Source organism: Pontibacter vulgaris (assembly GCF_022758145.1).
GTDB classification, from domain to species: Bacteria; Bacteroidota; Bacteroidia; order Cytophagales; family Hymenobacteraceae; genus Pontibacter; species Pontibacter vulgaris.
The window spans coordinates 356,399-378,220 of the sequence record NZ_JAJVDH010000005.1; the positions used below are offsets into that span (position 1 = coordinate 356,399).

19 protein-coding genes are annotated in these 21,822 nt (G+C 46.5%); 5 read left to right on the forward strand and 14 right to left on the reverse strand.

Annotated elements, in window-relative coordinates; translation table 11 throughout:
• Nucleotide 1: 1 nt before the first annotated feature.
• The 9 genes from LWP20_RS13920 to LWP20_RS13960 form a co-directional block, all read right to left on the reverse strand.
• Nucleotides 2-700 (reverse strand): ABC transporter ATP-binding protein, encoded by a 699-nt coding sequence (locus tag LWP20_RS13920; protein ID WP_242928764.1) that lies wholly within the window; start codon nt 698-700, stop codon nt 2-4.
• A 63-nt stretch (nt 701-763) separates the two neighbouring features.
• Nucleotides 764-2,230, reverse strand: a complete 1,467-nt coding sequence (locus LWP20_RS13925; RefSeq protein ID WP_242928765.1) for a TolC family protein — start codon at nt 2,228-2,230, stop codon at nt 764-766.
• Between the two features lie 2 nt (nt 2,231-2,232).
• Complete coding sequence (locus tag LWP20_RS13930; protein WP_242928766.1) at nt 2,233-3,477, reverse strand: efflux RND transporter periplasmic adaptor subunit; 1,245 nt, start codon at nt 3,475-3,477, stop codon at nt 2,233-2,235.
• A gap of 176 nt (nt 3,478-3,653) precedes the next feature.
• Entirely contained in the window at nt 3,654-4,574 is a 921-nt protein-coding gene (locus LWP20_RS13935; protein ID WP_242928767.1) for a bestrophin family protein, read from the reverse strand.
• A 205-nt stretch (nt 4,575-4,779) separates the two neighbouring features.
• A complete protein-coding gene (locus tag LWP20_RS13940) occupies nt 4,780-6,216 on the reverse strand; it encodes a glycosyltransferase family 2 protein (protein ID WP_242928768.1) in 1,437 nt (478 codons plus the stop codon).
• Complete coding sequence (locus LWP20_RS13945; protein ID WP_242928769.1) at nt 6,213-7,322, reverse strand: HEAT repeat domain-containing protein; 1,110 nt, start codon at nt 7,320-7,322, stop codon at nt 6,213-6,215. The genes LWP20_RS13940 and LWP20_RS13945 overlap by 4 nt, the downstream gene beginning before the upstream one ends.
• Nucleotides 7,322-8,566, reverse strand: coding sequence for a YaiO family outer membrane beta-barrel protein (locus LWP20_RS13950; protein WP_242928770.1), 1,245 nt, complete (start codon nt 8,564-8,566; stop codon nt 7,322-7,324). Before LWP20_RS13950 ends, LWP20_RS13945 begins: the two co-directional genes overlap by 1 nt.
• Nucleotides 8,563-8,934 carry a response regulator transcription factor gene (locus LWP20_RS13955; RefSeq protein ID WP_242928771.1) on the reverse strand — a complete coding sequence of 124 codons (372 nt, stop codon included), beginning with the start codon at nt 8,932-8,934 and terminating at the stop codon, nt 8,563-8,565. The genes LWP20_RS13950 and LWP20_RS13955 overlap by 4 nt, the downstream gene beginning before the upstream one ends.
• Nucleotides 8,935-8,965: 31 nt before the next feature.
• On the reverse strand, nt 8,966-9,370 hold the full coding sequence (locus tag LWP20_RS13960; RefSeq protein WP_242928772.1) for an Hpt domain-containing protein: 405 nt from the start codon (nt 9,368-9,370) through the stop codon (nt 8,966-8,968).
• Nucleotides 9,371-9,720: 350 nt separating this feature from the next.
• Between LWP20_RS13960 and LWP20_RS13965 the strand changes: the two genes are divergently transcribed.
• Nucleotides 9,721-11,499 (forward strand): aminopeptidase P family protein, encoded by a 1,779-nt coding sequence (locus LWP20_RS13965; RefSeq protein ID WP_242928773.1) that lies wholly within the window; start codon nt 9,721-9,723, stop codon nt 11,497-11,499.
• A 204-nt stretch (nt 11,500-11,703) separates the two neighbouring features.
• Entirely contained in the window at nt 11,704-12,687 is a 984-nt protein-coding gene (locus tag LWP20_RS13970) for an AEC family transporter (protein WP_242928774.1), read from the forward strand.
• Here LWP20_RS13970 and LWP20_RS13975 read toward each other — a convergent pair.
• Both LWP20_RS13975 and LWP20_RS13980 read right to left on the reverse strand, forming a co-directional pair.
• Nucleotides 12,656-13,291, reverse strand: coding sequence for a hypothetical protein (locus LWP20_RS13975; protein ID WP_242928775.1), 636 nt, complete (start codon nt 13,289-13,291; stop codon nt 12,656-12,658). The two genes, LWP20_RS13970 and LWP20_RS13975, sit on opposite strands and share 32 nt — an antisense overlap.
• A gap of 64 nt (nt 13,292-13,355) precedes the next feature.
• Nucleotides 13,356-13,892 (reverse strand): CopD family protein, encoded by a 537-nt coding sequence (locus LWP20_RS13980; protein ID WP_242928776.1) that lies wholly within the window; start codon nt 13,890-13,892, stop codon nt 13,356-13,358.
• A gap of 137 nt (nt 13,893-14,029) precedes the next feature.
• Here LWP20_RS13980 and LWP20_RS13985 point away from each other — a divergent pair, with 137 nt between their 5' ends.
• Complete coding sequence (locus LWP20_RS13985; RefSeq protein WP_242928777.1) at nt 14,030-15,130, forward strand: alanine racemase; 1,101 nt, start codon at nt 14,030-14,032, stop codon at nt 15,128-15,130.
• 16 nt (nt 15,131-15,146) lie between these two features.
• On the opposite strand, the gene LWP20_RS13990 is transcribed toward LWP20_RS13985, so the two are convergent.
• Together LWP20_RS13990 and LWP20_RS13995 are read right to left on the reverse strand one after the other, a co-directional pair.
• Nucleotides 15,147-16,028 (reverse strand): M28 family peptidase, encoded by an 882-nt coding sequence (locus LWP20_RS13990; protein ID WP_242928778.1) that lies wholly within the window; start codon nt 16,026-16,028, stop codon nt 15,147-15,149.
• Between the two features lie 93 nt (nt 16,029-16,121).
• Nucleotides 16,122-16,874 (reverse strand): hypothetical protein, encoded by a 753-nt coding sequence (locus tag LWP20_RS13995; protein ID WP_242928779.1) that lies wholly within the window; start codon nt 16,872-16,874, stop codon nt 16,122-16,124.
• 262 nt (nt 16,875-17,136) lie between these two features.
• On the opposite strand from LWP20_RS13995, the gene LWP20_RS14000 reads away from it, so the two are divergent.
• Nucleotides 17,137-17,892 (forward strand): nucleotidyltransferase, encoded by a 756-nt coding sequence (locus LWP20_RS14000; RefSeq protein ID WP_242928780.1) that lies wholly within the window; start codon nt 17,137-17,139, stop codon nt 17,890-17,892.
• A 9-nt stretch (nt 17,893-17,901) separates the two neighbouring features.
• Complete coding sequence (locus LWP20_RS14005; RefSeq protein ID WP_242928781.1) at nt 17,902-18,663, forward strand: metallophosphoesterase family protein; 762 nt, start codon at nt 17,902-17,904, stop codon at nt 18,661-18,663.
• Between the two features lie 314 nt (nt 18,664-18,977).
• Here the strand turns inward: LWP20_RS14005 and ligD are convergent, their stop codons facing one another.
• On the reverse strand, nt 18,978-21,515 hold the full coding sequence (gene ligD / locus LWP20_RS14010; protein WP_242928782.1) for a DNA ligase D: 2,538 nt from the start codon (nt 21,513-21,515) through the stop codon (nt 18,978-18,980).
• Between the last annotated feature and the right edge of the window lie 307 nt (nt 21,516-21,822).

The window sequence follows — 21,822 nt, forward strand, 5'->3', positions numbered from 1 at the left end:
CTTATACTTTTTGAAAATCGAAAACACGTGAATCTGCTACCTGCTGGCCATCAAAGAAGCGAATAAGCCGTTCTGTTTTGTTTGCCATGTTCTCGTCGTGTGTTACCATCACGATGGTGGTGCCATCTTCTCGGTTCAGGGTCAGCAGAATGTTCATTATCTCTTCTCCCATCACAGAGTCGAGGTTGCCGGTAGGCTCATCGGCAAGTATAATTTCAGGCTGGCCGATAAGGGCACGGGCAATAGCCACGCGCTGGCGCTGCCCACCAGAAAGCTGGCTGGGGAAGTGCTTGGTACGGGCGCTCAGGCCTACTTTTTCCAATGCAGTAAGTGCACGGGTGCGTCGCTCCGCTGCCGACATGCTGCTGCGGTATAGGAGAGGAAGCTCCACGTTATCGAGCACGCTCAGGTCGTTGATGAGGTGATAGCTCTGGAAAACAAAGCCAATTTTATGGTTCCGGATTTTGGCCAGTTCCCCATCTTTATACTTCTGGATGGGCGTTCCGGCTATTTCCACCACACCATTGGTAGGCGCATCCAGTAGGCCCATAATGTTTAGGAGGGTACTTTTGCCGCAACCCGAAGGGCCCATAATAGAGACAAATTCTCCTTTGGGCACCACGAGGTTAACGTTGTGCAGGGCTACCGTCTCAATGGTTTTGGTCTGGTATACCTTTTCAATGTTCTTTAAAGTGATCATAGTTTTATAGGTTGATGTTTGATAGTTCTGATTTGTTGTTTAGTGTTACTAGAATTAAAGTCTTCATCTGCTTTCTGTTTCAGTTGTGATTGGCCCCTGCCGTTCAAAGTCAAAAAGTGTAAGTTGGCGCAGGTTATAGTGCGCCCGCCAGAACTCGCTGAGCGAGGCAATGTAGGCGCGGCGTGCCTGGTCCTTTTCAGCTAATGCTATGTTCAGATCGGTGATGCTGATGCGGCCTATAACAAAAGTGTTTTTTGTAATAGTATAGCGCTCCTGGGCAATGGCGTCGGCTTCAGAAGTAGTGGCAATTCTTGTTTTCAGGGTGTTGTACTGATTTACCTGCGTCAGCACGGCCTGCTCAAAAGTCGTTTCTTCCTGGTCCACAGTGTATTGCACCAGTTGCCTGTTAAGTTCTGCTACTTTATGAATGGAGCGCTGACGGCCCCAGTCCACAATGGGCATGCTAAAGCCAATGCGGGCGCGCTGCTGGTTTTCAGGCTGATCGTAAATATCGGTAAAGTTACCGCCTTGGTTTGTGAGGCCGAAAGTAGCGAAGAGGCTGGCATTTAACCCGTTATCACCTTTTGCTTTGGCTACCAGGCTTTCAGCTTCCAGCATCCGGCGCTTAAAGTTTATACTTTCCTTCCGGTTCTTTTTGGCCTCTGCCAGTGCTGTCGCTGTCGTTACGTGTGTGGCGGGTATACTTTCCGGTACAGCCAGTTGCAGCTGTGTGCTATCCTGTAAGCCAATAAATGTTTTTAATGCCAGTGCAGCTGTTTGTTTGTCTAGTTCAGCCTGCGCCTGTGCCAGGTCAGAATTCAGCACGGCAAGCCGAAGTTGCAGGAGGTCGTTTTTAGAAAGGCGGCCGAGTTTATACTTTTCTTCTGCAATAGTATACAGTGTATCGTTATTAGCTCTGTTTTTAGCAGCTATACTTTGGTTGGTTTGAGCGAGCAGTAGGCTGAAGTATAGCTCAGTTGCCTTAACAGCTATTTTTTCACGCTCCTCCAGGTATTGCTTCTGCGACTCTTCGTAACGTAGCGGTTCTATGCGTTTTGCCCATGCCAGGTTGTTGTAAGCAAACAGGGGCTGTTGTAAGCCAATAATGGCGGGGTTACCGTTATAGCGTGTGAGCTTGCGGTCAAAATCATCGAAGCGCTGCATCAGAGATGTTACAAAAATGCTGCCTCCGGTAGCGCCAATTACCTGGTTTAGTGTAAGGCCCAGTTCAGAATTGTTTATAGTTACGGCTTTAAAATCGGTGGTGCCATCTGGTTGCGTTACCGGAATAATAGAACGGCTATAGTCGGGTAAAGTGCCTTTAAGCTCCAGTTGCGGGCGATAATCAGACTTGAAGCTGCGCCACTGCCAGTAGCTGTTTTCGCGGCTGGTTTGTGCCTGGCGTATAGCTGCAGACTGTTCCTGTGCCAGTGCAATTACTTCCTGCAGGTTCAGTTGCCTGTTTGCCGGCTGTGCCACAACCTGCACAGCCAGCATCACAAACAACAAACAGATGTTTAGCTTCTTCATGGCTAGTTTAGCTTTATTTTGTTCAGGTGCTGGTACTCCTTCATATCCGAAATCACTATTTCATCACCTGGCTGCACACCATCCTCGAGTTCCACAAAATCTACATTGCTTACCCCAACTTTAGCCTGTTTCCGTATAATCTCATCGCCGCTTACTACAAATACCTGCTGGTTAGAAGCACTTTTAAAGTATGGCCCGTTCTTCACGCGCAACACATTGTTTTTAGAGGAAGTGGTTACAAATACATCCACGCGCAGGTTGGGGCGCAGCAGCTGGTGCGATTTTTCGGTTAAGGCTATATAAAAGGTAACAACCCCGTTTTCTACTGTTGGCTTAATAGTGGTGATGGTGCCATTCAGGTCGGTGTCGTTTATGCGAACTATAACCGATCCACCTGTGCTGAGTTGTTCTGCAAAAGCATCTGAGATAGTAGCCTGTATTTTAAAACTACTGAGGTCGGCGAGGCGGGCAATGATGTCGCCGGCGTTTACGGTGCTGCCTATCTCGTTTTTAACCCACGTTACCACGCCCTGGGTGGTGGCACGAACTTCGGCCTGTTCCATTTTGCGCTGCAGCTCTTCAATAGACCTGCCCTGCATGGCCATTGTAAACTGTAATTCCTGCTCATCGGCTTTTAGCAGGGCGCGTTCCGTAGCCATTTCGCGCTCTATCTGGGCAAATTCCTGCTGCGCTATCTTCAGGTTAAGTTCTGCTTGTTTCACACTTTCCTGGGTGCCACCGCCAATTTTAAGCAGGTACTTTTCGTCTTGCAATTGCGCTTGCAGCGTTTTTACCCGCATCTGTTTTATAGCCAGCTGAGACGAAAGACTGTTCAGTGTTTTCTGCAGGTTCAGGCGCATATGCACGCTTTTATGTTTGTTAAGTTCCTGCTCGTCTTTCAGTTTTTCATAGTTAAGTTGGGTAAAGGCACGGTCCAGAAGCAGGACCTGATCGCCAGCCTGTACTTTATCGCCGGCATTGCGCACCACTTGTTCAATGCGTGCCTGTATCGGGCTGGTTATTACCAGTTCGTGCTCGGGCACCACAACACCGGATGCGGTTATGGTTGCCACAACAGGTCCTTGCTCAACTATAGCAGTTCTGATTTCGGAGCGCGCTATACCTGGTGCAATAAGGCTTCTGAAACCAAAGATAACTGCCACCACCACGGCAGCAGCTATACTTAATTGCCAGATGCGTTTTCGTTTGCTGGCTTGTTTTACAGAGTCTGAAAGTTCTCGGTCCATAGTTGTATTTTGTACTAGCTCAATGCTATATAGCCAAACTATGTGCCATGTTTGTAAATCCTTGATCTACAGGTAATTGTAAACTAAATAATTGATTTTTAGCCTTTTAAAGGTGTTCAATAATGAACAGTTTGTGCGGTTTTGAGAGAAGAGATTTGGCTAATAGAAGGCTGGAATTAATCTGCTATATAAGCCTGTGGATTCTGAGGGAACTCCGGTGCTTTTTTACCGATCATTTCAAGAAGTGTGGTTTCGATCATCCGGCTCAAGGCGTTCAGAGCCAGGTCGTTGGCTTCGGTTCCGAATGGCTCTTCAATTTCGTTGATGATCGTGTCGAGGGCCATAAAAGTATAAGCCACGAAAATTACGAACAACGGCGTCATCCAACCAATGCTGTCTACCAGGCCAAAGGGAAGTAGAAAACAGTAAATGTATACTGTGCGGTGTAAAAGTAAATTGTATGGGTAAGGAATCGGGGTACTGGCAATGCGCTCGCAGCCTCCCACAATATTGGATAGTTCGTTAAAGTTTTGGTCAATGGCGGTTACTGTAATCGAATCCAAGAGGTCTTCTTTTTTTCGTTGTTGTACCCAGTTGCCCATTTCTTGTAAGAGCATGATAGGTTTATATTTTGCAGGCTGTACCCGCTGCGTAAGTTCTGGCGGAAGCAGGCGTTCAAAATCAGGTGTGGGGTCTGTTTCTCGTAGCTGGTGTTTTAATGCGTATGTAAAGGCAATCAGCAGGTTTATAAAGTATGAAACCTGTTCGGACTGAACCGGCAAGCCGCTCATGGTTGTTGCCTGCCTTGCCAGCGAACGCGTGTAATTTAGCAATGCGCCCCAAAGTTTGCGTCCTTCCCAGAAACGTTCGTAACCGGCATTATTTCTAAAACCCAGAAAAATTGCAAGCGCAACGCCTATCAGGGTAAAAGGAGCAGGGTTTAACGGTATTTTATAATGAAAAAGCTCCCCCCGAAAGTATACTACCACCAGCGACAACAAGCCCAATAATAGCAGCCGGGGATAGATCTGTTGTAACACAGAGCCTCTCCAGACGAAAAGCATTCTAAGCCAATTGTGTTTGGGTCTGATGATCATCAGCAGGTTTTAAGCATGCCCTGAGAAAAGGTATTTTATACTTGCAAAGAGTACAGTATACTTTCCTTATTCACGGAAGTTGCGGAAACCACGATTGGTTGTTTTTCCGGGTTGCCCCATACTTTAGCTGTAAGGAAGTATAACTGCGTGAGGCCAATGTTATACTTATACCAGAATTGTGGTTTACTTTGAAATTTAATACTTATTAATTTTTCTTCTGAGCAAAGCCGGCACGTGTCATTTCGCCCCAGCTTTTTTTACCTGTAATAAGATCGTAATTACCTTTAACGGCAGCCCACACGGTAACCGGATGGAAAATGAAAGGCTCCAGCAGGGCGGTACCTACCAGGCTTAACATGTGGCGCCGTCGTTTATATTGCTGGTAAGAGCGTTCCTCAAATAAAATAGCAAATACGGTATTCATGATGGCAAACGTGTAAACCAATCCAAAAAAGGAAAAGAAGTATGGCCAGTTGGCATATCCTAACACGGCCAGGCAAATGAAAAAGATCATCCCGAAGAACTCTACAAGCGGGGCAAGCCACTCGAAAAGTACCCACAGCGGCAGGCTTAACAAACCAAGTATACCATAGCGCTTATTCAGGATCATTTTGCGGTGCAGCATCAGTGTTTCAGCAGTTCCGCGGGTCCAGCGGTTGCGTTGTCGCTTAAGTATATCCCAGGTTTGGGGTGCTTCGGTCCAGCACAAAGGGTCAGGTATGAAAGCCACTTTGCAGGGCTCCTTTTCTTCGTACATCAGGCGGCGCATGCGTACCAGCAGTTCCATGTCTTCGCCTACGGTATTGTGGTTGTAGCCGCCGGCGCGTATTACAGTGGCTTTATCGAACATGCCAAAAGCGCCCGAAATCAACAGAAGTCCATCGAGGTGCGCCCATGCCATTCGGCCCATTAAAAATGCTCTGAAATACTCCAGTATCTGCACTCGTGCAATAAATTTATCGGGCACACGTACGCTTACCAACCGGCCATCTTCTACCACACAGGAATTGGCTATCCTGATAACGCCGCCGGTTGCGATTACTTTGCGCTCTTCCTCCATAAAAGGCTTTACCAGTTTCAGAAGCGAATCCGGCTCCAGTATACAATCAACATCTATGCAGGCAATTAGCTTGTTCGACGATACATTGATACCCACATTCAGTGCATCGGCTTTGCCGCCGTTTTCTTTATCTACCACCACCAGTTTATGGTACGCCGGGTTTTTAGCCTTGTAAATACCTCTCACGGGTTTGGTAGCTATCTGGTTATCAAGAACAAAATCTACTTTCTCCAGCTCGTAAGCATTAATAAGCAGTTCCATGGTGTTGTCTTTGCTACCATCGTTCACAATAATAACCTCGCAGTTATTGTAATGCAGTGTCAGGAGCGAGCGTACATTGTCTACAATCGTCATAGATTCGTTGTAAGCTGGCGCAATTAAGGAAACAGAAGGCGCAAACTGCGACGAAAGTATAGCTCGGTAATCAGTAAAGCTGTTCCTTTTTTTATACTTGCGCATGGCCCAGGCCGATATCATAGCAAGTATAATATAGCTGCAACAAATGCCGATGGCATAGACCAGGATAAGGTGGTTAAAAAAGGTAGCCGTCTGGCTGATATAATATTGAAGAAGCTCCATCATAGCCTTTCGTCGAGGGCGTAAGCTGCCACAGTTTGCAGCGAGTGTTCTAAATCGTTTTTTATACTCAGGATTTTCTCTTTCCCTTCTTCGCCGCAAAATACCAGTGCCCTGGCGGCGGCAAGCTGCAGGCGTTTATCGGGTTGTTGCAACTGGCTTTCATACAACTCAATAGTTTCCGGTCCGGCTATGGTGGCAAGTGTCCGGAGTATTTCCAGCTTTACTTCAACAGTTTCGTTCTCATAGATTTCTACCAGCTTGGGTGTAACTTCATAAGCCTCGAGGTGGCGCAAGGTGGCTACCGCTTCTTCGCGCACCTGTGCCGAAGGGTGTATTAACAAATCAAGTATAACTGGCAGGGCATCGTGCTGTGTGTAGTAGGTAATCATGCGCAGGCAAAAAATCACAATGCTGTCCTCTTTGTTTTTCAGCCATTTACTAAAGTTAGGAATGGCAAGAAGCTGGTTCTTTTGTGCGGCACGGGCCAGTTGCATTTGCTGCCACTCCAGCAGGGGCTCCTCCAGTTTGTTTAAAAAGGCGAAAGGCTTGTTGTTGCGCAGTTTAATTAAAGCCACCAGCGCTTCAGACCGAAGTATGGAGTGCGAATGGTTAACAAACGAGCGTATGAGTTTGCTATCCTGTTGCATATCCATTTCTGCCAGTTCGCCAATGCCTTTGGCAATTACGTTCCAGGAGTCTGAATAGAGCTTTTGCTTGGAGAATTGGTACAGCCCGAAATCTATGTATAGTTGGCGAAGTTTGTCTGATGATTCTCCGATCAGGTTCTTGTGCAAGAGGATCAGGTTCTCCAGGAAAATCTGCCGCAGGCTATCGTTCTTAATATACTTTTTCTGAAAGAATTTACTTTGCTCCGGCGTCAGGTCATCGTCAGAAAACAGGTAGGTGGTAATAAATTCCTGGGAAATATTCTCCATCCAGAGCCTTCTGGAAACCCTGTAACCATCACGCCAACGGCTGATAAGTATAAACAGGAACAGCAAAAATGCCAGCGCAAGAAAAACAGCAGCAAGCAGCAGGTTAAAATTAACCAGTGTTCTGTCGTTTGTTTCGCCCTGAAAAGGAAGTATAAAAGTAAAGGTGTCTTCCATCAGAACTTATGCTGTAACGTTATGCCTGTTGTAAAACGGTTGCGGGATGCTTTGGCCTGATATTCTTCGTATTCAAACATAAATAAGCCACCCAGCAGAAACGAGGGGCTCAGCCTGAATTGTCCTTCCAGGCCGGCACGATTGGAGTTTAACCGGCTGATTTCTTCGAAACCTACCTGGGTAAGCGGTGTGCTGCCTGTTGCTACAGTCAGGGTCAGGAACTCATCTTCGTGTCTGAAATATCGGCGCAGCTGTAAAATGCCGGTAGTTTGCCAGTTGCTGTTCTGACGTTGCAGGTATGGCCGGAATGATGCCCAGTATTTAGGAAAATACTTGCCGATGTGCCCGGTAAAAAGTGTAACCGTTTCGGTTGAATAAAAGAGCAGGCGTGTACCCACAGATGCTTCCAGGCGGTAAGGCAGCATGCGGTATACTTCGGCTCCGGCGCGGTATTCCGGAAACAGGTTGCCATCTGAAATACCCAGGTTGAGGTAGGCGTAGGTTTTTTCGTTAATCCGGGGGTAGGCTTCCAGCTCGCCTTGTATACTTTGCTGCTCAAACCTTTCTGCCACATTTACTCTTGCCACATAATTATTTTCAGGCGTTTGCCGGCTATACTCCAGTGTGCCTAGGTGCCAGTTGGGTATATCCTGGTTAAAAGTAGTAAGCTGGTAGTCTGCGCGGAGGCGGTTATACTTGCCGGCATCTTCTATCTGCTTAATTAATTGCAGTGCTTCCGGCTGATTGGGTGTAAGGGCAAGTATGCGTTGCAGTGTTATTGTAGCTTCTTTATACTGATGCAGTTCGCGCTGGGCACGGGCCTTCGCCAATAAAAATGCAACAGAAGCCGGTTCTTGCTGCAAACCTTTCTCCGCGTACAGCAATGATTTTGATGGATTTCCTGACCACAGCTCCACATCGGCTAAAGCCTGAAGCGCTTCCGCCTGTGTGGGAGTTGTGTTGGTAAGCGGGAGGAGTATAGTTCGCGCAGAATCATACTTGCTTTCCCAGGCATAGGTACGGCCGATGAGTATGACTGCATCGGTGTAAGTTGGTGCTGCCTGCAATACCTGCTTTGCTAACTGGCGGCTGTTTTTATACTTGCCCTGGCTGGCGAGCTTCTGCGCTTGTTGCAAAAGCGAATCGGTATTTACCGTAACCTGTGCAAAGAGGCTACCGGCAGAAAGTATGAAAATTGTAAGTATTGTAAAAATCCTTAACGCAGCGCGTAAATGTTTAATCATCTGGCCGAAGTATAACGGATTAGCAACCGTTTTACCCTTAGCGAAAGTTCACCGGGGCTAAAAGGTTTTGCAATAAAATCGTCGGCTCCCAGTTTAAAGGCGTCCATAATGGTTTTTTCTTCATCTGCTGCCGATAGTACAATTACAGGAACCTCCGATGCATTTGTTTTTATGTGAGATAATACCTCCATGCCAGTCACAAAAGGCAACATTAGGTCTGTGATAACCAATTTGAATGTATCGTTGGCAAGTTTTTCGAGTGCTTCTTTGCCGGTTTTGGCAAGTATAACTTCATACCCGTCTTTTTTAAGCCGGAATTCGAGGGCACGTAAAATCATTTCATCGTCCTCAACTACAAGAATTTTCATACTTAAAGGTTATGTCAGGTAACTGAAAAATTTAGTCCTGCACTACAAGCAGGTTTAGCTCCGTGGCGGCCCTGTTAAATAACTCAACCAACTGGTTATGCAGTACAAGTATGTTTTGGTGGATTACGCCTTCTGTTACAGAAGCTTCAATTTGCTTCAGGATATCCTCCATGCTGCTGGCTCCCATCATGGTTACAGAAGATTTTAGCTTATGCGAAACCTCTTTTACGTCCTTGTAATTTTCGGAAGTGATGGCGAGTTCTAATTTCTTGAGCTCTATAGGAAGCTGTTTCAGGAACAACCTGATCATCATTTGGGTAAACTCCTGGTTGCCGCCAGCCATTCTGTACAGGTAATCCAGGTGGCATATCTGTTGCAGAGCCTCGTCTTTAAAAAGTTCAGAATTTACTGCAGGGTAGTGTACTTGTGAAAGCATAGGCGAACTTCTGTTATTGCGGGCTGAGCAATAGAATTTAAGTTGATGTTTTTGTGCAACCCTGGCGGCTGCAAAGGTCAGTAAATTTGTAAACTATAGAAAATATGAAGCTCTTTTTTTGTACAGTTTTGCGCTGAAAAAGTCTGTATTCTATTTTGAAATAATTTTCAGGTGTCTGGGTTCTGCGTGTTAAGTATAAGTTGGTTTATGCTTGTAAGTCTTAATATAGTTAAATTTTAATGCTTATGGTTCGGCTGTTTTTTAAAGTTATACTACCTAAATAATACCGGTACGTTTACTTAATTAGCGCATCTTTTTATAATTTGCCTGAACACAGATAAAACTACGAAATGAACTATAAAGAAAGATTAGCAGGCATACGTAGCCAAATGAAGGAACAGGGCATTAGCGCTTACATTATTCCTTCTGCAGATCCGCATATAAGTGAATATTTACCAGATCGTTACAAGTGTATATACTTTGCTTCCGGTTTTACCGGTTCGGCAGGTACGCTGGTTATTACAGCAGACTTTGCCGGCCTCTGGACCGATGCCCGTTATTTTGTGCAGGCAGAAGAACAACTGGCAGGCAGCGGGTTTGAGCTCGTAAAACTGAAAGTACAGCAGGCACCTGAATACATTCAGTGGCTGGCAGAGCGCCTGCCCAATGGTGCCGTAGTTGCCTACGATGCCAAACTGATATCGGTAGGATTGGCCCAGTTGCTGGAGCAATCGTTAGCACCGCTAGGTATAACCTTCGCCACCGACCGCGATTACCTGGATCCGATCTGGCAAAACAGGCCTGCACTACCTACAGCACCGGCTTTCCTGGTGGGCAAAGAAATTACAGGTAAATCCACCACAAGCAAACTGGCCGACCTACGCGCCGAACTGAAAAAGTTTAGAGCTGAATACCACCTGATCTCTTCCCTGGATGACATGGCCTGGCTCTTTAACATGCGTGGCTCTGATGTGAAGTGTAATCCTGTTGTGTTAAGTTTTGCGCTCATCAGCCAGGAAAAAGCCTTTCTGTTTATAGATGTAAGCAAGCTGAACGAGGAGGAAAAAAATCAGTTGCACCAAGCCGGAGTTGAGCTAAAGCCTTACGAAGCTGTGGAAAGGTATCTGTCTGAGCTACCTGAAAAAGCCTCTATTTTCATCGATCCGAAACGCAACTGCTATGCCATGTATAAATTATTGCCGGCAACAGTTCGCGTAATCCAGGAAACAAACCCTACTACTTACTCTAAAGCTATAAAAAATGAAGTGGAGGTAGAGAACACCCGCCAGACCATGGTAAAAGATGGTATTGCGTTAACACGCTTCTTTAAATGGCTGGAAGAAAACGTGGCCAGTGGCGGCATTACCGAAATGTCGGTAGCCGATAAAGTACGTGGCTTCAGAGAAGAACTGGAAGGTTTTGTTGGCGAAAGTTTCGATACGATTGCCGGTTACAAAGCGCACGGTGCGCTGCCACATTACAAAGCTACCCCGGAGAGTGATGTAGAGCTGAAAGCAGATGGTTTGTTTTTGCTGGATTCGGGCGGACAATACCGAACAGGCACTACCGATATTACCCGCGTAGTTTCGTTGGGCAACCTGACCGACGACGAGAAAACAGATTATACTTTGGTACTGAAAGGTATGATTGATGGCGCGACAGCCCGTTTTCCGAAAGGTACGCGCGGTTACCAGATCGATGCCATTACCCGCAAACCGCTCTGGGATTATGCCCGCAACTATGGCCATGGTACCGGCCACGGCGTTGGTTTTTTCCTGAATGTGCACGAAGGTCCGCATGTATTTAACCCAACCCCAACACCGGTTGATATAGAGTTAGGTATGATCACATCGGTGGAACCTGGCATTTACCGACCTGAGCGTTACGGTATCAGAATTGAAAACCTGGTGCTGACAGTAAAGGACGAAGCGAATGAGTTTGGGGAGTTTTATACTTTCGAACACCTCACGGTTGCCCTGATCGACACTGCCCCGGTTAAAAAAGAACTACTGGAACAGCGTCAGATCGAATGGCTCAACAACTATAACCAGATGGTTGTAGACCGCGTTGGTCCGCACCTTACTGCAGACGAACTTGCTTGGTTAAAAGAAAAAGCAAAAGCTATTTAATAAGTAATAACTGATTTTTATAGCGGCTATACTTGCTTGGCAGGTATAGCCGCTTTTTTATACTTTAAGTTTGATCTTATAAGCCGCAGCTGTGTTAGTTGTGAAATTAATGGTCTGATATATTTAAAGTATATCCACATCATCCGGGCAGATGTCTAAATTTGCCAATCAGAAGTATAAATCCAGAATGTCAGCCGTAATTTCATGAGCAGCATTATTTTAGTTTTTCTTTGCCTTCTCATCGGGGTTTTGTTGCGGCGTGTGCCTGGGTTTCCGGCTAATACAGCGCTTGCGCTAAACCAGTTTATCATCTACATTTCACTGCCGGCACTTACTTTATACTTTATACCTGAAGTAAAGCTGGATAGCTCGGTTTTATTACCTGTAGGTGTGGCCTGGATAGGCTTTGCAGGCTCTGCTCTGCTTTTTTATACTTTGGGCAAAGTGTATGGCTGGTCTAAAAAACTGGTGGGCTGCCTTATACTTACAGCGGGCCTTGGTAACACATCTTTTGTAGGCTTCCCGATTATTGAGGCGCTTTATGGGAAAGCAGGTCTGGAAACAGCCATACTTGTCGATCAGCCGGGTACGTTTGTGGTAGTATCTACGCTTGGCATTGCGCTGGCTGCTTATTTCTCCAGCGGGCAACCCGATGCCAAAGCCATCGCCCGTAAAATTTTTACATTTCCGCCTTTTGTAATGTTTGCCGCAGCACTTGCTTTAAACGTGGCAGGGCTCGGTTTTCCGGATGAGCTAAAAGAGGTATTTCAGCGGTTGGGAAATACGGTTACGCCCATTGCGTTGGTATCGGTAGGTTTGCAGTTGCGCATGGAGCGGCGCAGCAAACACTGGCGTTTTCTGCTGCTGGGCCTGTTGTACCAACTGATTTTGGCGCCGGCAATCATTTATGTGCTGTATGTTTTGTTGCTGAAAGAAAGCGGCCCTGTAGTGCAGATAAGTATACTTGAAGCAGCTATGGCGCCTATGATTACGGCCTCGATAGTAGCTACGCAATATGGCTTAAAACCACGGCTTGCCAGCATGATGGTAGGGTTCGGTATCCCGGTTTCCTTTCTCACGCTCACGATCTGGTACCTGCTGATACAGGGGTTTAGCCGACTCAAACTATACTTTATACTTTTAAAGCGAAGTTGTTTTATTCCGGTTCCTGGTACGTATCCAGCTTAATTTTTTCTATTAGCAGGTAGTTTTTGAACTGGTGGATCAGGCGGTCCATTTCCTTTTCTTTCTCGTTCAGCGCAGTAACTTCTTCATCAGAAGTTTCCAGTACCGGGCTCAGGCGCTCCAGGCTCTCGTGTAGCTGGGCAATGGCCTGGCGGGTATGTGCCTGGATGTCCTCGTTTTGTTCTGTTTGCAGGCTAAGCTCCAGCTCGGCAATGTATACCTGCATAAACTCCTTCATGTGCCACGGGTTGTTGGGGCGGTTCCAGGTGAAGGAAATGTTGCAGCGGCGGCATTTGTAGGTATTGCATTTCCAGCCGCGCTCGTTAGTAGTTACGCCGGTCCGTTTCAACATATCAGCTTTCTGGCATTTCGGGCACTGCGCGTTGTCTTCAATAATCTGCTCCAGGCGCGCACGCTTATCTAAAATGGCGGTGCGGTTTTCGGCATGTATGTGCAGCTGTTTTTCCAGGTTTTCGCAGGCGCTGGTAAGCTGGGTTATTTCATTGCTCATTTCGCCTTCTTCCATTAAACGCTCTGCGCGCTTACTGAAAAAACGGATCAGTTTTAAAAGTTCGCGTTCGTTTTCCTTAAATGCTGGTTGCTTCATGTGCCGTATACTTTGTACAAATGTACACAATCTGCAGGAAAGTGCGAAAGCGGGTGCAGGGTATCTACTTTATACTTTTCTCGCGCAGGCGCTTGTATATCCGGATAGCCAGCATCAGTATAGCAGAGAAAAGTATAAGCCCGATTATTCCCCACAACATACTTAACGAACTCTTCAGAACTACCAGGAATATAATGCTGATGAGGAAAAGGGTAGCTACCTCGTTCCAGATGCGGAGCTGCGAGGATGTATACTTTAAAATGCCGTTTTGCTGCTGTTTAAATATACTATGGCAGAGAAAGTGGTAAATGTATAAACCTACCACAAAAGAGAGTTTCCAGATAAGCCAGCCCGGTACTGAGCCATACAGATAGAGCATGCTAAGCCCAAAAATAAGCGTAAGTATAGCCGAAGGCCATGTGATACCATACCACAAGCGCTTCTGCATGATCCGGAACTGGTTTTGCAGGATGTTGCGCTCTGGTTCTGGTTTTTCGGCGGCCTCGGCATAGTAAATAAACAGGCGCACAATGTAGAACAAACCGGCAAACCAGGTTACCACAAAAATGATATGCAGGGCCTTAACGTAAAAGTAGCTCATAGGGGCTGTAAGTTAGCAGCTGCAAATGTACGCGTAAAGTAAGTAATGTAGAAGTATGATTTCGCGTCAAAATATTACCGAACCGTTGTGCACAAAAGTATGGCTGCTTACCTTAGGCTCCAGCAAATAAAACTGCCATGAACATAACCGTACCCACCTTATTGCTCGATAAAGCAAAATGTCTGCAGAACATTGATATGATGGTTGAGAAGGCAAGCCGCAATAACATCAGGTTGCGCCCGCATTTTAAAACGCACCAGTCGGCGCAGGTGGGCGAGTGGTTCCGGGAGCGTGGCGTGGAGGCAATAACGGTTTCGTCGTTGCGGATGGCGCAGTATTTTGCCCGCCATGGCTGGACAGATATCATGGTGGCCATTCCTGTCAATCTGCGGGAAATAGAGCTTATAAACGAGCTGGCAAGTGCTATCAGTCTGCATGTAGTGGCCGTGAACCCGGAAACAGTTACGGCGCTGGCGGAACTGCTGGAAATCCCGGTAAACCTGTGGGTGAAAATAGATACGGGCTACCACCGTACCGGCTTGCAACCACAAGACCATACTACACTCGACGAAGTAATAAATAACGTGGAGAACAGTGATAAGCTGATATTTAAAGGTTTTCTGGCGCACGATGGCCATACCTATAAACAAACCGAAAAAGAAGCTATCGTTACTATTTACAACACTTCTGTATACCTGCTGCAGCTTGTTCGCGACCGCTATAAAACACGCTTCCCGCAGCTGCAGCTTTCCATTGGCGATACGCCTTCCTGCAGTGTGCTGCAAAGTATAAACGGGGTAGATGAGATACGGCCCGGCAATTTTGTTTTCTACGATCTGACGCAGCAGCACATCGGTTCCTGTAGTTTTGAACAGATAGCAGTTTGTATGGCCTGCCCTGTTATTGCCAAACACCCGGATCGGTTAGAGATCATACTCTATGGCGGCAGCGTTCATTTCTCTAAAGATGTGTTACCGCAGCAAAATGGCGCTTTATACGGTAGGGTAGTGGAGTTAACAGAAAAAGGCTGGACACTGCCGGTTAATGGTATAGAGCTGGTATCGCTATCGCAGGAACATGGTATAATAAGAGCTAACGAAGAGCAGTTTAACAAGTATAAAATTGGCGACCTGATCTATGTTTTGCCTGTGCATTCGTGCCTTACTGCCGATTTAATGAAAGGCTACCTGACTTTGGAAGGAGAGCGACTGGAGCATTTGTCGGGCGTTCAGGTATAAGTATAAAATTTAGCAACTATAACCGGATAATGGCATTGTATACACCGTTTACCACCTCAGCCATTTTATCGAAGTCCAGGGTATCTATCGTATCGGTAGGCAGGTGATAATTCGGGTTACGTAGAAAAGCCGAGTTGTTTATCATGACCGCATCAATGTTATACTTCCAGTAATTACGATGATCGGATAAACCCACAAGGCCAAATGCTTCGGGTAAGTTAACGGCGTAAACAGGAACCTGGCAATGCGGCTGCATCAGGTCACGCACTTTTTGAGTAAATGCCTCGTCGCCTTGCCTGCTAACTACAACTATAAAATTACCTGTATCGGGGTAATACTTACTAAATTCAGGGCTGGGAAAACGTTGCGAACCTGGTGTATCGGAATAATAGCCGATCATATCATAACAAATCATGGCCTTTACCTGCACACCAGCCTCTTTTAATGATCTGGCATGTACCGCGCTTCCCATGTTTGAGCTACCAAAGTATGGCGGCTCTTCGAGGCAATAAGCTACCAATTCTATAGTATGTGTTAATTCATTTTGCCTCTCGTTCAGGAGTCGGGCTATTTCCAGTAACCCAGCTACTCCACTGGCATTATCGTCTGCGCCAGGTTGGTCTCCACATACATCATAATGGGCACCTACTACAATTCTTTCCGCTGACCTACCTTCAAAAATGGCTGTAATATTTTTGTAAGGATTGCCATCAACCTGAAACGGCTGCTCTTTTACCTGGCAATTTAACTTCCTGAATTCAGATATAATATAGGTCGCGGCTTTGTTCAGCGACTCCAGTTGCAGGTAATTTCGGGGAGGCGAGATGGAGGTAAGTGTTTCCACATCGTTGTATAATCTGTCAGGGCTGGCTTTCATGTTTCCTTTATATATAAGCATTAGAGGTTTTTACATACTGTGAAAGCTGATTTTAAAGTATAAAGGCGCAACTCCATAGCTGCGCCTTTATACTTTGTACTTCTGGTCTATAGTTTAATACCGCTGGAAATCCCGGGCATCTCTCTCGAAATGCTCGCTGTAGCCGCTTGGGCCATAACCACCCCGATAAAAGCCGCTCATGCCATAAGGCTCGTCGTAACGGTTACTTTCGTAGCGACCCAGCGAGCCATAGTCGCCACGGGGTTCGCTGCGTGTGGTGCGGTTGTAGCCGCTACCCATGTAATTGCCCTGCTCCTGGCTATAACCTGAAGGGCGGTTTCTGTCTGTGTTAAATTCCGAACGGTCCTGCTGGCTTCCCTGGAATCTGTCAGAGCTATAAGACTCACGTTGGGATTCTTTTCCGGAAGATCCCATGCCATGGCTGTCGTAATCGCTTTGGTAGCCGTAAGAGCGATGCCCGCTCGGCGCATACCCTTCCTGCCGGGCATGTTGTGGCGAGCCCATGCCGCTGTCAAAATTCAGATGTGTGTCAGAATCGTAGTGGCGCTGCGATGGCCTGCCGCCCCTTATATCTCCAAAGCCCTGTGCGCCGCCGTAGCTGCCCATATTGCCATAGTTGTAAGAGGTGCTGTAAGTGCCGGCAATGTCCTGGCGGCTTTCCCGATGTGGTTGTGCAAATCTATCGCTGCTCCGAGACATATCAGACCAACTGCCGCGGTTTCTGTTCCCATAGTTTTCAGGAAGGTTGCGTTCGCTACTGCTTTCCGGGTGCCGGAAGCGCTCCGAACGGTGAGTATGGTAGCCGCTAAAGTTCTCATATAAGTTTTGATCTTGTGGTCTGTCCATAGCCTGTAATGTTTAATTGGTAAATGTAAAACTTAACTGTACTACTTAAAATAACGCAGCTCAAGCCGGCGAGTTGGTATAGCACGGGTATTTATTATGGTATAGGCAGCCGTGCCCGGATATAACAATTTTTAAGGCAAAGGAGTAAATGCATCTACTCTGGCAAGAGAAAAAGCATCGGTTTTTAAAGCTAAAGGCATAAAAACCAATGCTAACAAGCCATAGCATCTTGTACAACTAACCATTTGATTTGAAGAGCAATATGGCTAAGGAAACGAAGTCTAAAGAAGATAATAAAAAGCTGGAGGCACAGGGGTTTTACCGCGAAGCGCTGGAATTGCTGAACAAAAGCGGTTGCCCATACTTAGTAGGAGGCGGATTTGCATTGCGCGAATACACGGGCATCATACGCGAAACAAAAGACCTGGACGTGTTCTGCAAAGCCGGCGAATACCCGCGTATACTTAAAGTATTTGCAGAAGCTGGTTACGAAACCGAGAACTCAGATGCCCGCTGGCTGGCCAAGGCAATAAAAGGCGAGCATTTTGTTGACCTGATCTTTAACAATCCCGGCAACTTTTGCCCCGTAGACGATACATGGTTCGACCATGCTGTGAAAGGCGAATTATGGGGCGTGCAGGTGCAGTACATACCGGCCGAGGAGCTGATCTGGTGTAAAACCTACGTACAAAACCGAGAGCGTTTCGACGGAGCCGATATCAACCATATTATACTCAGGTACGGCGATAAGTTAAACTGGAAAAGAGTAATGGTGCGCATGGAGCAGCACTGGCATTTGCTGCTGGCACAGTTACTTACTTTTCAGTTTGTGTACCCGTCAGAGCGTGACATTATACCCCGCTGGCTTTTCGATGAATTGCTGAGCCGGGCAAAAGAGCAGTTTGATGTACCGGCGCAGGTTGATAAGATCTGCCGCGGTCCGTTTTTCGACCAGACACAGTATGGCGTTGATATTACCGAATGGGATTATAAAGTAATGACCATCCGAACCATTTAGCAGTAGAGTATGGAGAATGAAGAGAATTTAGAAAACCCCCAACGTGAAATTACCCGCATTGCAGCTGTAGGCGATATACACGTGCGCGAAACAGACCGTGGTAAATGGGAAGATCTATTCCGGGAAATTTCCACGCAGGCAGATGTGTTGCTTTTATGCGGCGACCTGACCGATACAGGCCGCGTAGCCGAAGCAGAGATTCTGGCAAAAGAACTACGCCTGTGCACCATACCCGTAGTAGCTGTATTAGGCAACCACGATTACGACCATGATAACCAGAAAGGCATTCGTAAAGCCCTTATCAGCGAGAATGTGCACTTGCTGGATGGCGATTCGGTTGTGATCGGAAATGTTGGTTTTGCTGGCGTAAAGGGTTTTGGCGGCGGGTTTGATAAAGCAATGCTGGGCATGTTTGGCGAAAAGATGATGAAGGACTTTGTGCAGGAAGCTGTAGATGAGTCCCTAAAACTGGATGCTGCCCTGGCCCGCCTCGATGGGGAAAACGAGAACATAAAAAAGATTGCCGTGCTGCACTACTCGCCCATACAGGCAACGGTAGTAGGGGAGCCTGAGCAGATCTTCCCATTTCTGGGTTCTTCCCGTTTGGTAGAGCCCCTGAACCGCCGGCAGGTAGTGGCAGCTTTTCACGGGCATGCGCATATTGGCACCCTGGAGGGGGTAACCAACAGCGGTGTAAAGGTGTTCAATGTATCAAAACCTATACTTGTGCGCGAGGGTTATACTTTGCCCTTCTTTATTTTTGAAGTATAAGTATAAATTGAAGTATAAATATAGATAGTAAAGCCTGACTATGCGGTTTAAGATTGCATAGTCAGGCTTTACTATTAATGCTGATTTTCTACTTGAACTGCTTTTGTCACCAAGTCAAGTATAATGTGATCGTAAAGTTGAACTTGATATTCAGTAGCTATCGCAAAAAATCAGTGAACAACAGTTTTGTATAATCGGGCTCGGTCCCGAGTGTGTTGCCGCACAGAAGGAATCAGAGACTGATAAATGAAAAAGCTGCTTTTATAAAGTATAAAGCAGCTTTTTGAAGTATAAACCAGTTAAAGTATAACTAGTTATTCCAGTTTTTTAAGTCGCTTAAGGCAAGCATCTAGGTCAATACCTTTTCCTAAAACACCTTTAAAGATATCGCCCATTTTCCTGACCCGGTCGGGTATATTTTTGATAGTGAATGCAGTTGGATGAAGTCCCTTTTTAACTTCTTCCCACAGTAAAGGCGTGGAAACGGTTGCACCTGCACGTGGGCGGGCGCTATACGGTGCTGCCACAGTCTGGCCGATGGCGTTCTGCAGATAATCGAGGTATACCTGGTTACGGCGGTCTTTGGGGTTGCGCTCCAGGCTGGTAAGTTCAGGCAAACGGTTGTGCGCCAGTTGGGCCACCGAAAATGCAAACTGCTTGGCCTGCTCAAAGGTATACTTTGCGCCAAGCGGCACATAAATATGCATGCCCGTTGCGCCGGATGTTTTTACAAAGCTTTCGGCTCCGGCTTTATCCAGAATCTCTTTTGTAACCAGGGCTACTTCTACCACCTCATCATAAGGGTTTTCGTCCGGGTCCAGGTCTATAACCAGGTAATCTGGTTTTTCGAGGTTGGCTATGCGCGAATTCCAGGGGTTAAGCTGAATGCAGCCCAGGTTGTTCATGTACGCCAATGTTGCCTTATTGTCGCAAACCAGGTAATCCACATTCTCGCCCGTAGATTCTGCCCGCAGGCTAACAGAGCGTACCCAATCCGGTGTGTGGTCTATGTCTTTCTGGAAAAAGCCGGGTTTTGTGATGCCATTCGGATGGCGGAGTAAAGATTGTGGCCTGTCCTGGAGGTAAGGCAACAGTACATCCGCTATGCTTTGGTAATAATTAATGAGGTCGCCTTTTGTATATCCTTCTTCCGGCCAGTATACTTTATCGAGGCTGCTTAAGGATAGAGGCTGCCCTTCAATTTCTACTTCGGTGCGATTAGAATCGGATTTGGGTTTAACGGTTTTAGCTTCTGAAGTTTTGCCTTTTACCTTGGGTTTTGCGGCAGCGGCTTCTATAATCTCTTGTGTATGCAACGCATTTTCACGAACTACATCGCTCGCTTTTTTATCTTCGCGCAGGCCTTCGTAAATCGCCTGCCGCATCAGGCCATCTGCCGTCCACTCGGCGAAGGAGATTTCTGCTACCAACTCTGGTTTTACCCATGTTACGGGTGCATTAGGGTTTACTTTTCCAGCAAAAGGAGAATCAGTTTGCGTTAGCGGTTTTAGTTTTGATTGGAGAATCTCGAGGGTTTTGGTGTTAAAGCCACTGCCGCTCTGGCCTACATACGTGAATTTTCCGTTATCGTAAACACCCAGTACCAGCGCACCCAGGTGCTTCCGTTTGCCTTTAGGTTCTGTAAATCCGCCAATTACGGCTTCCTGCCGCAGGTGTGTTTTTATTTTCAGCCACTCGCTGCTACGGGCGGCGGTGCGGTAAGGGCTGCTGGCAAGTTTTGCCATAATGCCTTCGATTTTTTTTTGCTGGGCTTCCTTAAAATAAGCTTTGCCCTTTGCCACCACATGCTCAGAGTAACGTATGGCCGGCGTGTTACCTTTAAGTATACTTTCCAGCTTCTTTTTCCGCTCCAGCAATGGCAGGTGCCGCAGGTCTTCGCCATCCAGGTATAGCAAATCAAAAACATAGTAGTATAAATGCTCGCTTGGCGTGTTCTGGTAGTTTTGCAATTGCTGAAAAGTGGCGTGGCCTTCTTTGTTCAATACTACAATCTCGCCATCTAATACTGCATTATGCTCCAGTTTTTCCAAACTTTCGGCAATGGGTTTATACTTATCTGCAAATGATTTTCCGGTGCGGGAGTACAGGCTGACTTTACCATCTTTTACCTCAGCTATGGCACGGTAACCGTCCCATTTTGTCTCAAATATCCAGTCTTCGCTGTCGAATGGTGCATCGGTTAGTTTGGCCATCATCGGTTTAATGTGATGCGGCATGTCAGCGGTGGCAGTTTTAGCTGGCTTTTTTATACTTGCTTTTTTACTTACTTTGGCCGGCTTGGAACCGGAAGGTTTATCAAGGTAGTCTTCGCTGTCGTAAGCTTCAGTTACCGCTTCATCATCTTTCTTTTTTACGAGCAGCCACGCATTTTCCTGCCGGCCTTTCATTTTGATAAGGTTGAACTCGCCCTGCAGTTTTTTACCATCAAGTATAAATTTTATACTTCCGGCTTCCAGTCCGCGAAGCAATGCTTCTTCATCCACTTCGCCTGTTTCTGCTTCAGCCGCATGGTAAGTGCCCTCGTCCCAGATATCAACGTGACCTGCACCATAATTGCCTTCCGGTATGTCGCCTTCAAATGTTCTGTAAGAAAACGGATGATCTTCTACCATCATGGCAAGGCGCTTATCAGCTGGGTTCATAGAAGGGCCTTTGGGTACCGCCCAGCTTTTAAGTACGCCTTCCATCTCCAACCGGAAATCATAATGCAGGGTGGAGGCCTGGTGGCGCTGAACTACAAATCGTAACTGGCCTTTGCGTTTTTTCTCGGTACCTGCCGGTTCCGGCGTCTGGCTGAAGTCGCGCTTCTGGTTATATTTTTCTAAGCCCATAGTTTGTTTTCAGAAGTGTTTGGTATGCAATAAGATGCACGAAAATTTGACATGCATTGACGGCCTGTGGCTAATGCAACAGGCACTAGTTTCAGGCTCCTTTTCGTACAGCTTTCATAGTTAAGTGTTTTCTGGTTGCATTAATTTTATCCTAAAAACGAATTTAAGTAAGGTTCGTTTGGTTGTAAGATTAAGCAGATTAAGTCCGGAAGTATAAAGTTTATTCGCAAAGAATGGGCAGATACCTGAAATGATGGCCTGGGGCTTTGCAATTCATCTGAATTATAATCGTTATATTTACGGCACA

Bases quoted from the DNA above. Each gene is read 5' to 3' on its own strand.
- LWP20_RS13920 (WP_242928764.1), bottom strand. From the start codon at position 700: ATGATCACTTTAAAGAACATTGAAAAGGTATACCAGACCAAAACCATT.
- LWP20_RS13925 (WP_242928765.1), bottom strand. From the start codon at position 2,230: ATGAAGAAGCTAAACATCTGTTTGTTGTTTGTGATGCTGGCTGTGCAG.
- LWP20_RS13930 (WP_242928766.1), bottom strand. From the start codon at position 3,477: ATGGACCGAGAACTTTCAGACTCTGTAAAACAAGCCAGCAAACGAAAA.
- LWP20_RS13935 (WP_242928767.1), bottom strand. From the start codon at position 4,574: ATGATCATCAGACCCAAACACAATTGGCTTAGAATGCTTTTCGTCTGG.
- LWP20_RS13940 (WP_242928768.1), bottom strand. From the start codon at position 6,216: ATGATGGAGCTTCTTCAATATTATATCAGCCAGACGGCTACCTTTTTT.
- LWP20_RS13945 (WP_242928769.1), bottom strand. From the start codon at position 7,322: ATGGAAGACACCTTTACTTTTATACTTCCTTTTCAGGGCGAAACAAAC.
- LWP20_RS13950 (WP_242928770.1), bottom strand. From the start codon at position 8,566: ATGATTAAACATTTACGCGCTGCGTTAAGGATTTTTACAATACTTACA.
- LWP20_RS13955 (WP_242928771.1), bottom strand. From the start codon at position 8,934: ATGAAAATTCTTGTAGTTGAGGACGATGAAATGATTTTACGTGCCCTC.
- LWP20_RS13960 (WP_242928772.1), bottom strand. From the start codon at position 9,370: ATGCTTTCACAAGTACACTACCCTGCAGTAAATTCTGAACTTTTTAAA.
- LWP20_RS13965 (WP_242928773.1), top strand. From the start codon at position 9,721: ATGAACTATAAAGAAAGATTAGCAGGCATACGTAGCCAAATGAAGGAA.
- LWP20_RS13970 (WP_242928774.1), top strand. From the start codon at position 11,704: ATGAGCAGCATTATTTTAGTTTTTCTTTGCCTTCTCATCGGGGTTTTG.
- LWP20_RS13975 (WP_242928775.1), bottom strand. From the start codon at position 13,291: ATGAAGCAACCAGCATTTAAGGAAAACGAACGCGAACTTTTAAAACTG.
- LWP20_RS13980 (WP_242928776.1), bottom strand. From the start codon at position 13,892: ATGAGCTACTTTTACGTTAAGGCCCTGCATATCATTTTTGTGGTAACC.
- LWP20_RS13985 (WP_242928777.1), top strand. From the start codon at position 14,030: ATGAACATAACCGTACCCACCTTATTGCTCGATAAAGCAAAATGTCTG.
- LWP20_RS13990 (WP_242928778.1), bottom strand. From the start codon at position 16,028: ATGCTTATATATAAAGGAAACATGAAAGCCAGCCCTGACAGATTATAC.
- LWP20_RS13995 (WP_242928779.1), bottom strand. From the start codon at position 16,874: ATGGACAGACCACAAGATCAAAACTTATATGAGAACTTTAGCGGCTAC.
- LWP20_RS14000 (WP_242928780.1), top strand. From the start codon at position 17,137: ATGGCTAAGGAAACGAAGTCTAAAGAAGATAATAAAAAGCTGGAGGCA.
- LWP20_RS14005 (WP_242928781.1), top strand. From the start codon at position 17,902: ATGGAGAATGAAGAGAATTTAGAAAACCCCCAACGTGAAATTACCCGC.
- ligD (WP_242928782.1), bottom strand. From the start codon at position 21,515: ATGGGCTTAGAAAAATATAACCAGAAGCGCGACTTCAGCCAGACGCCG.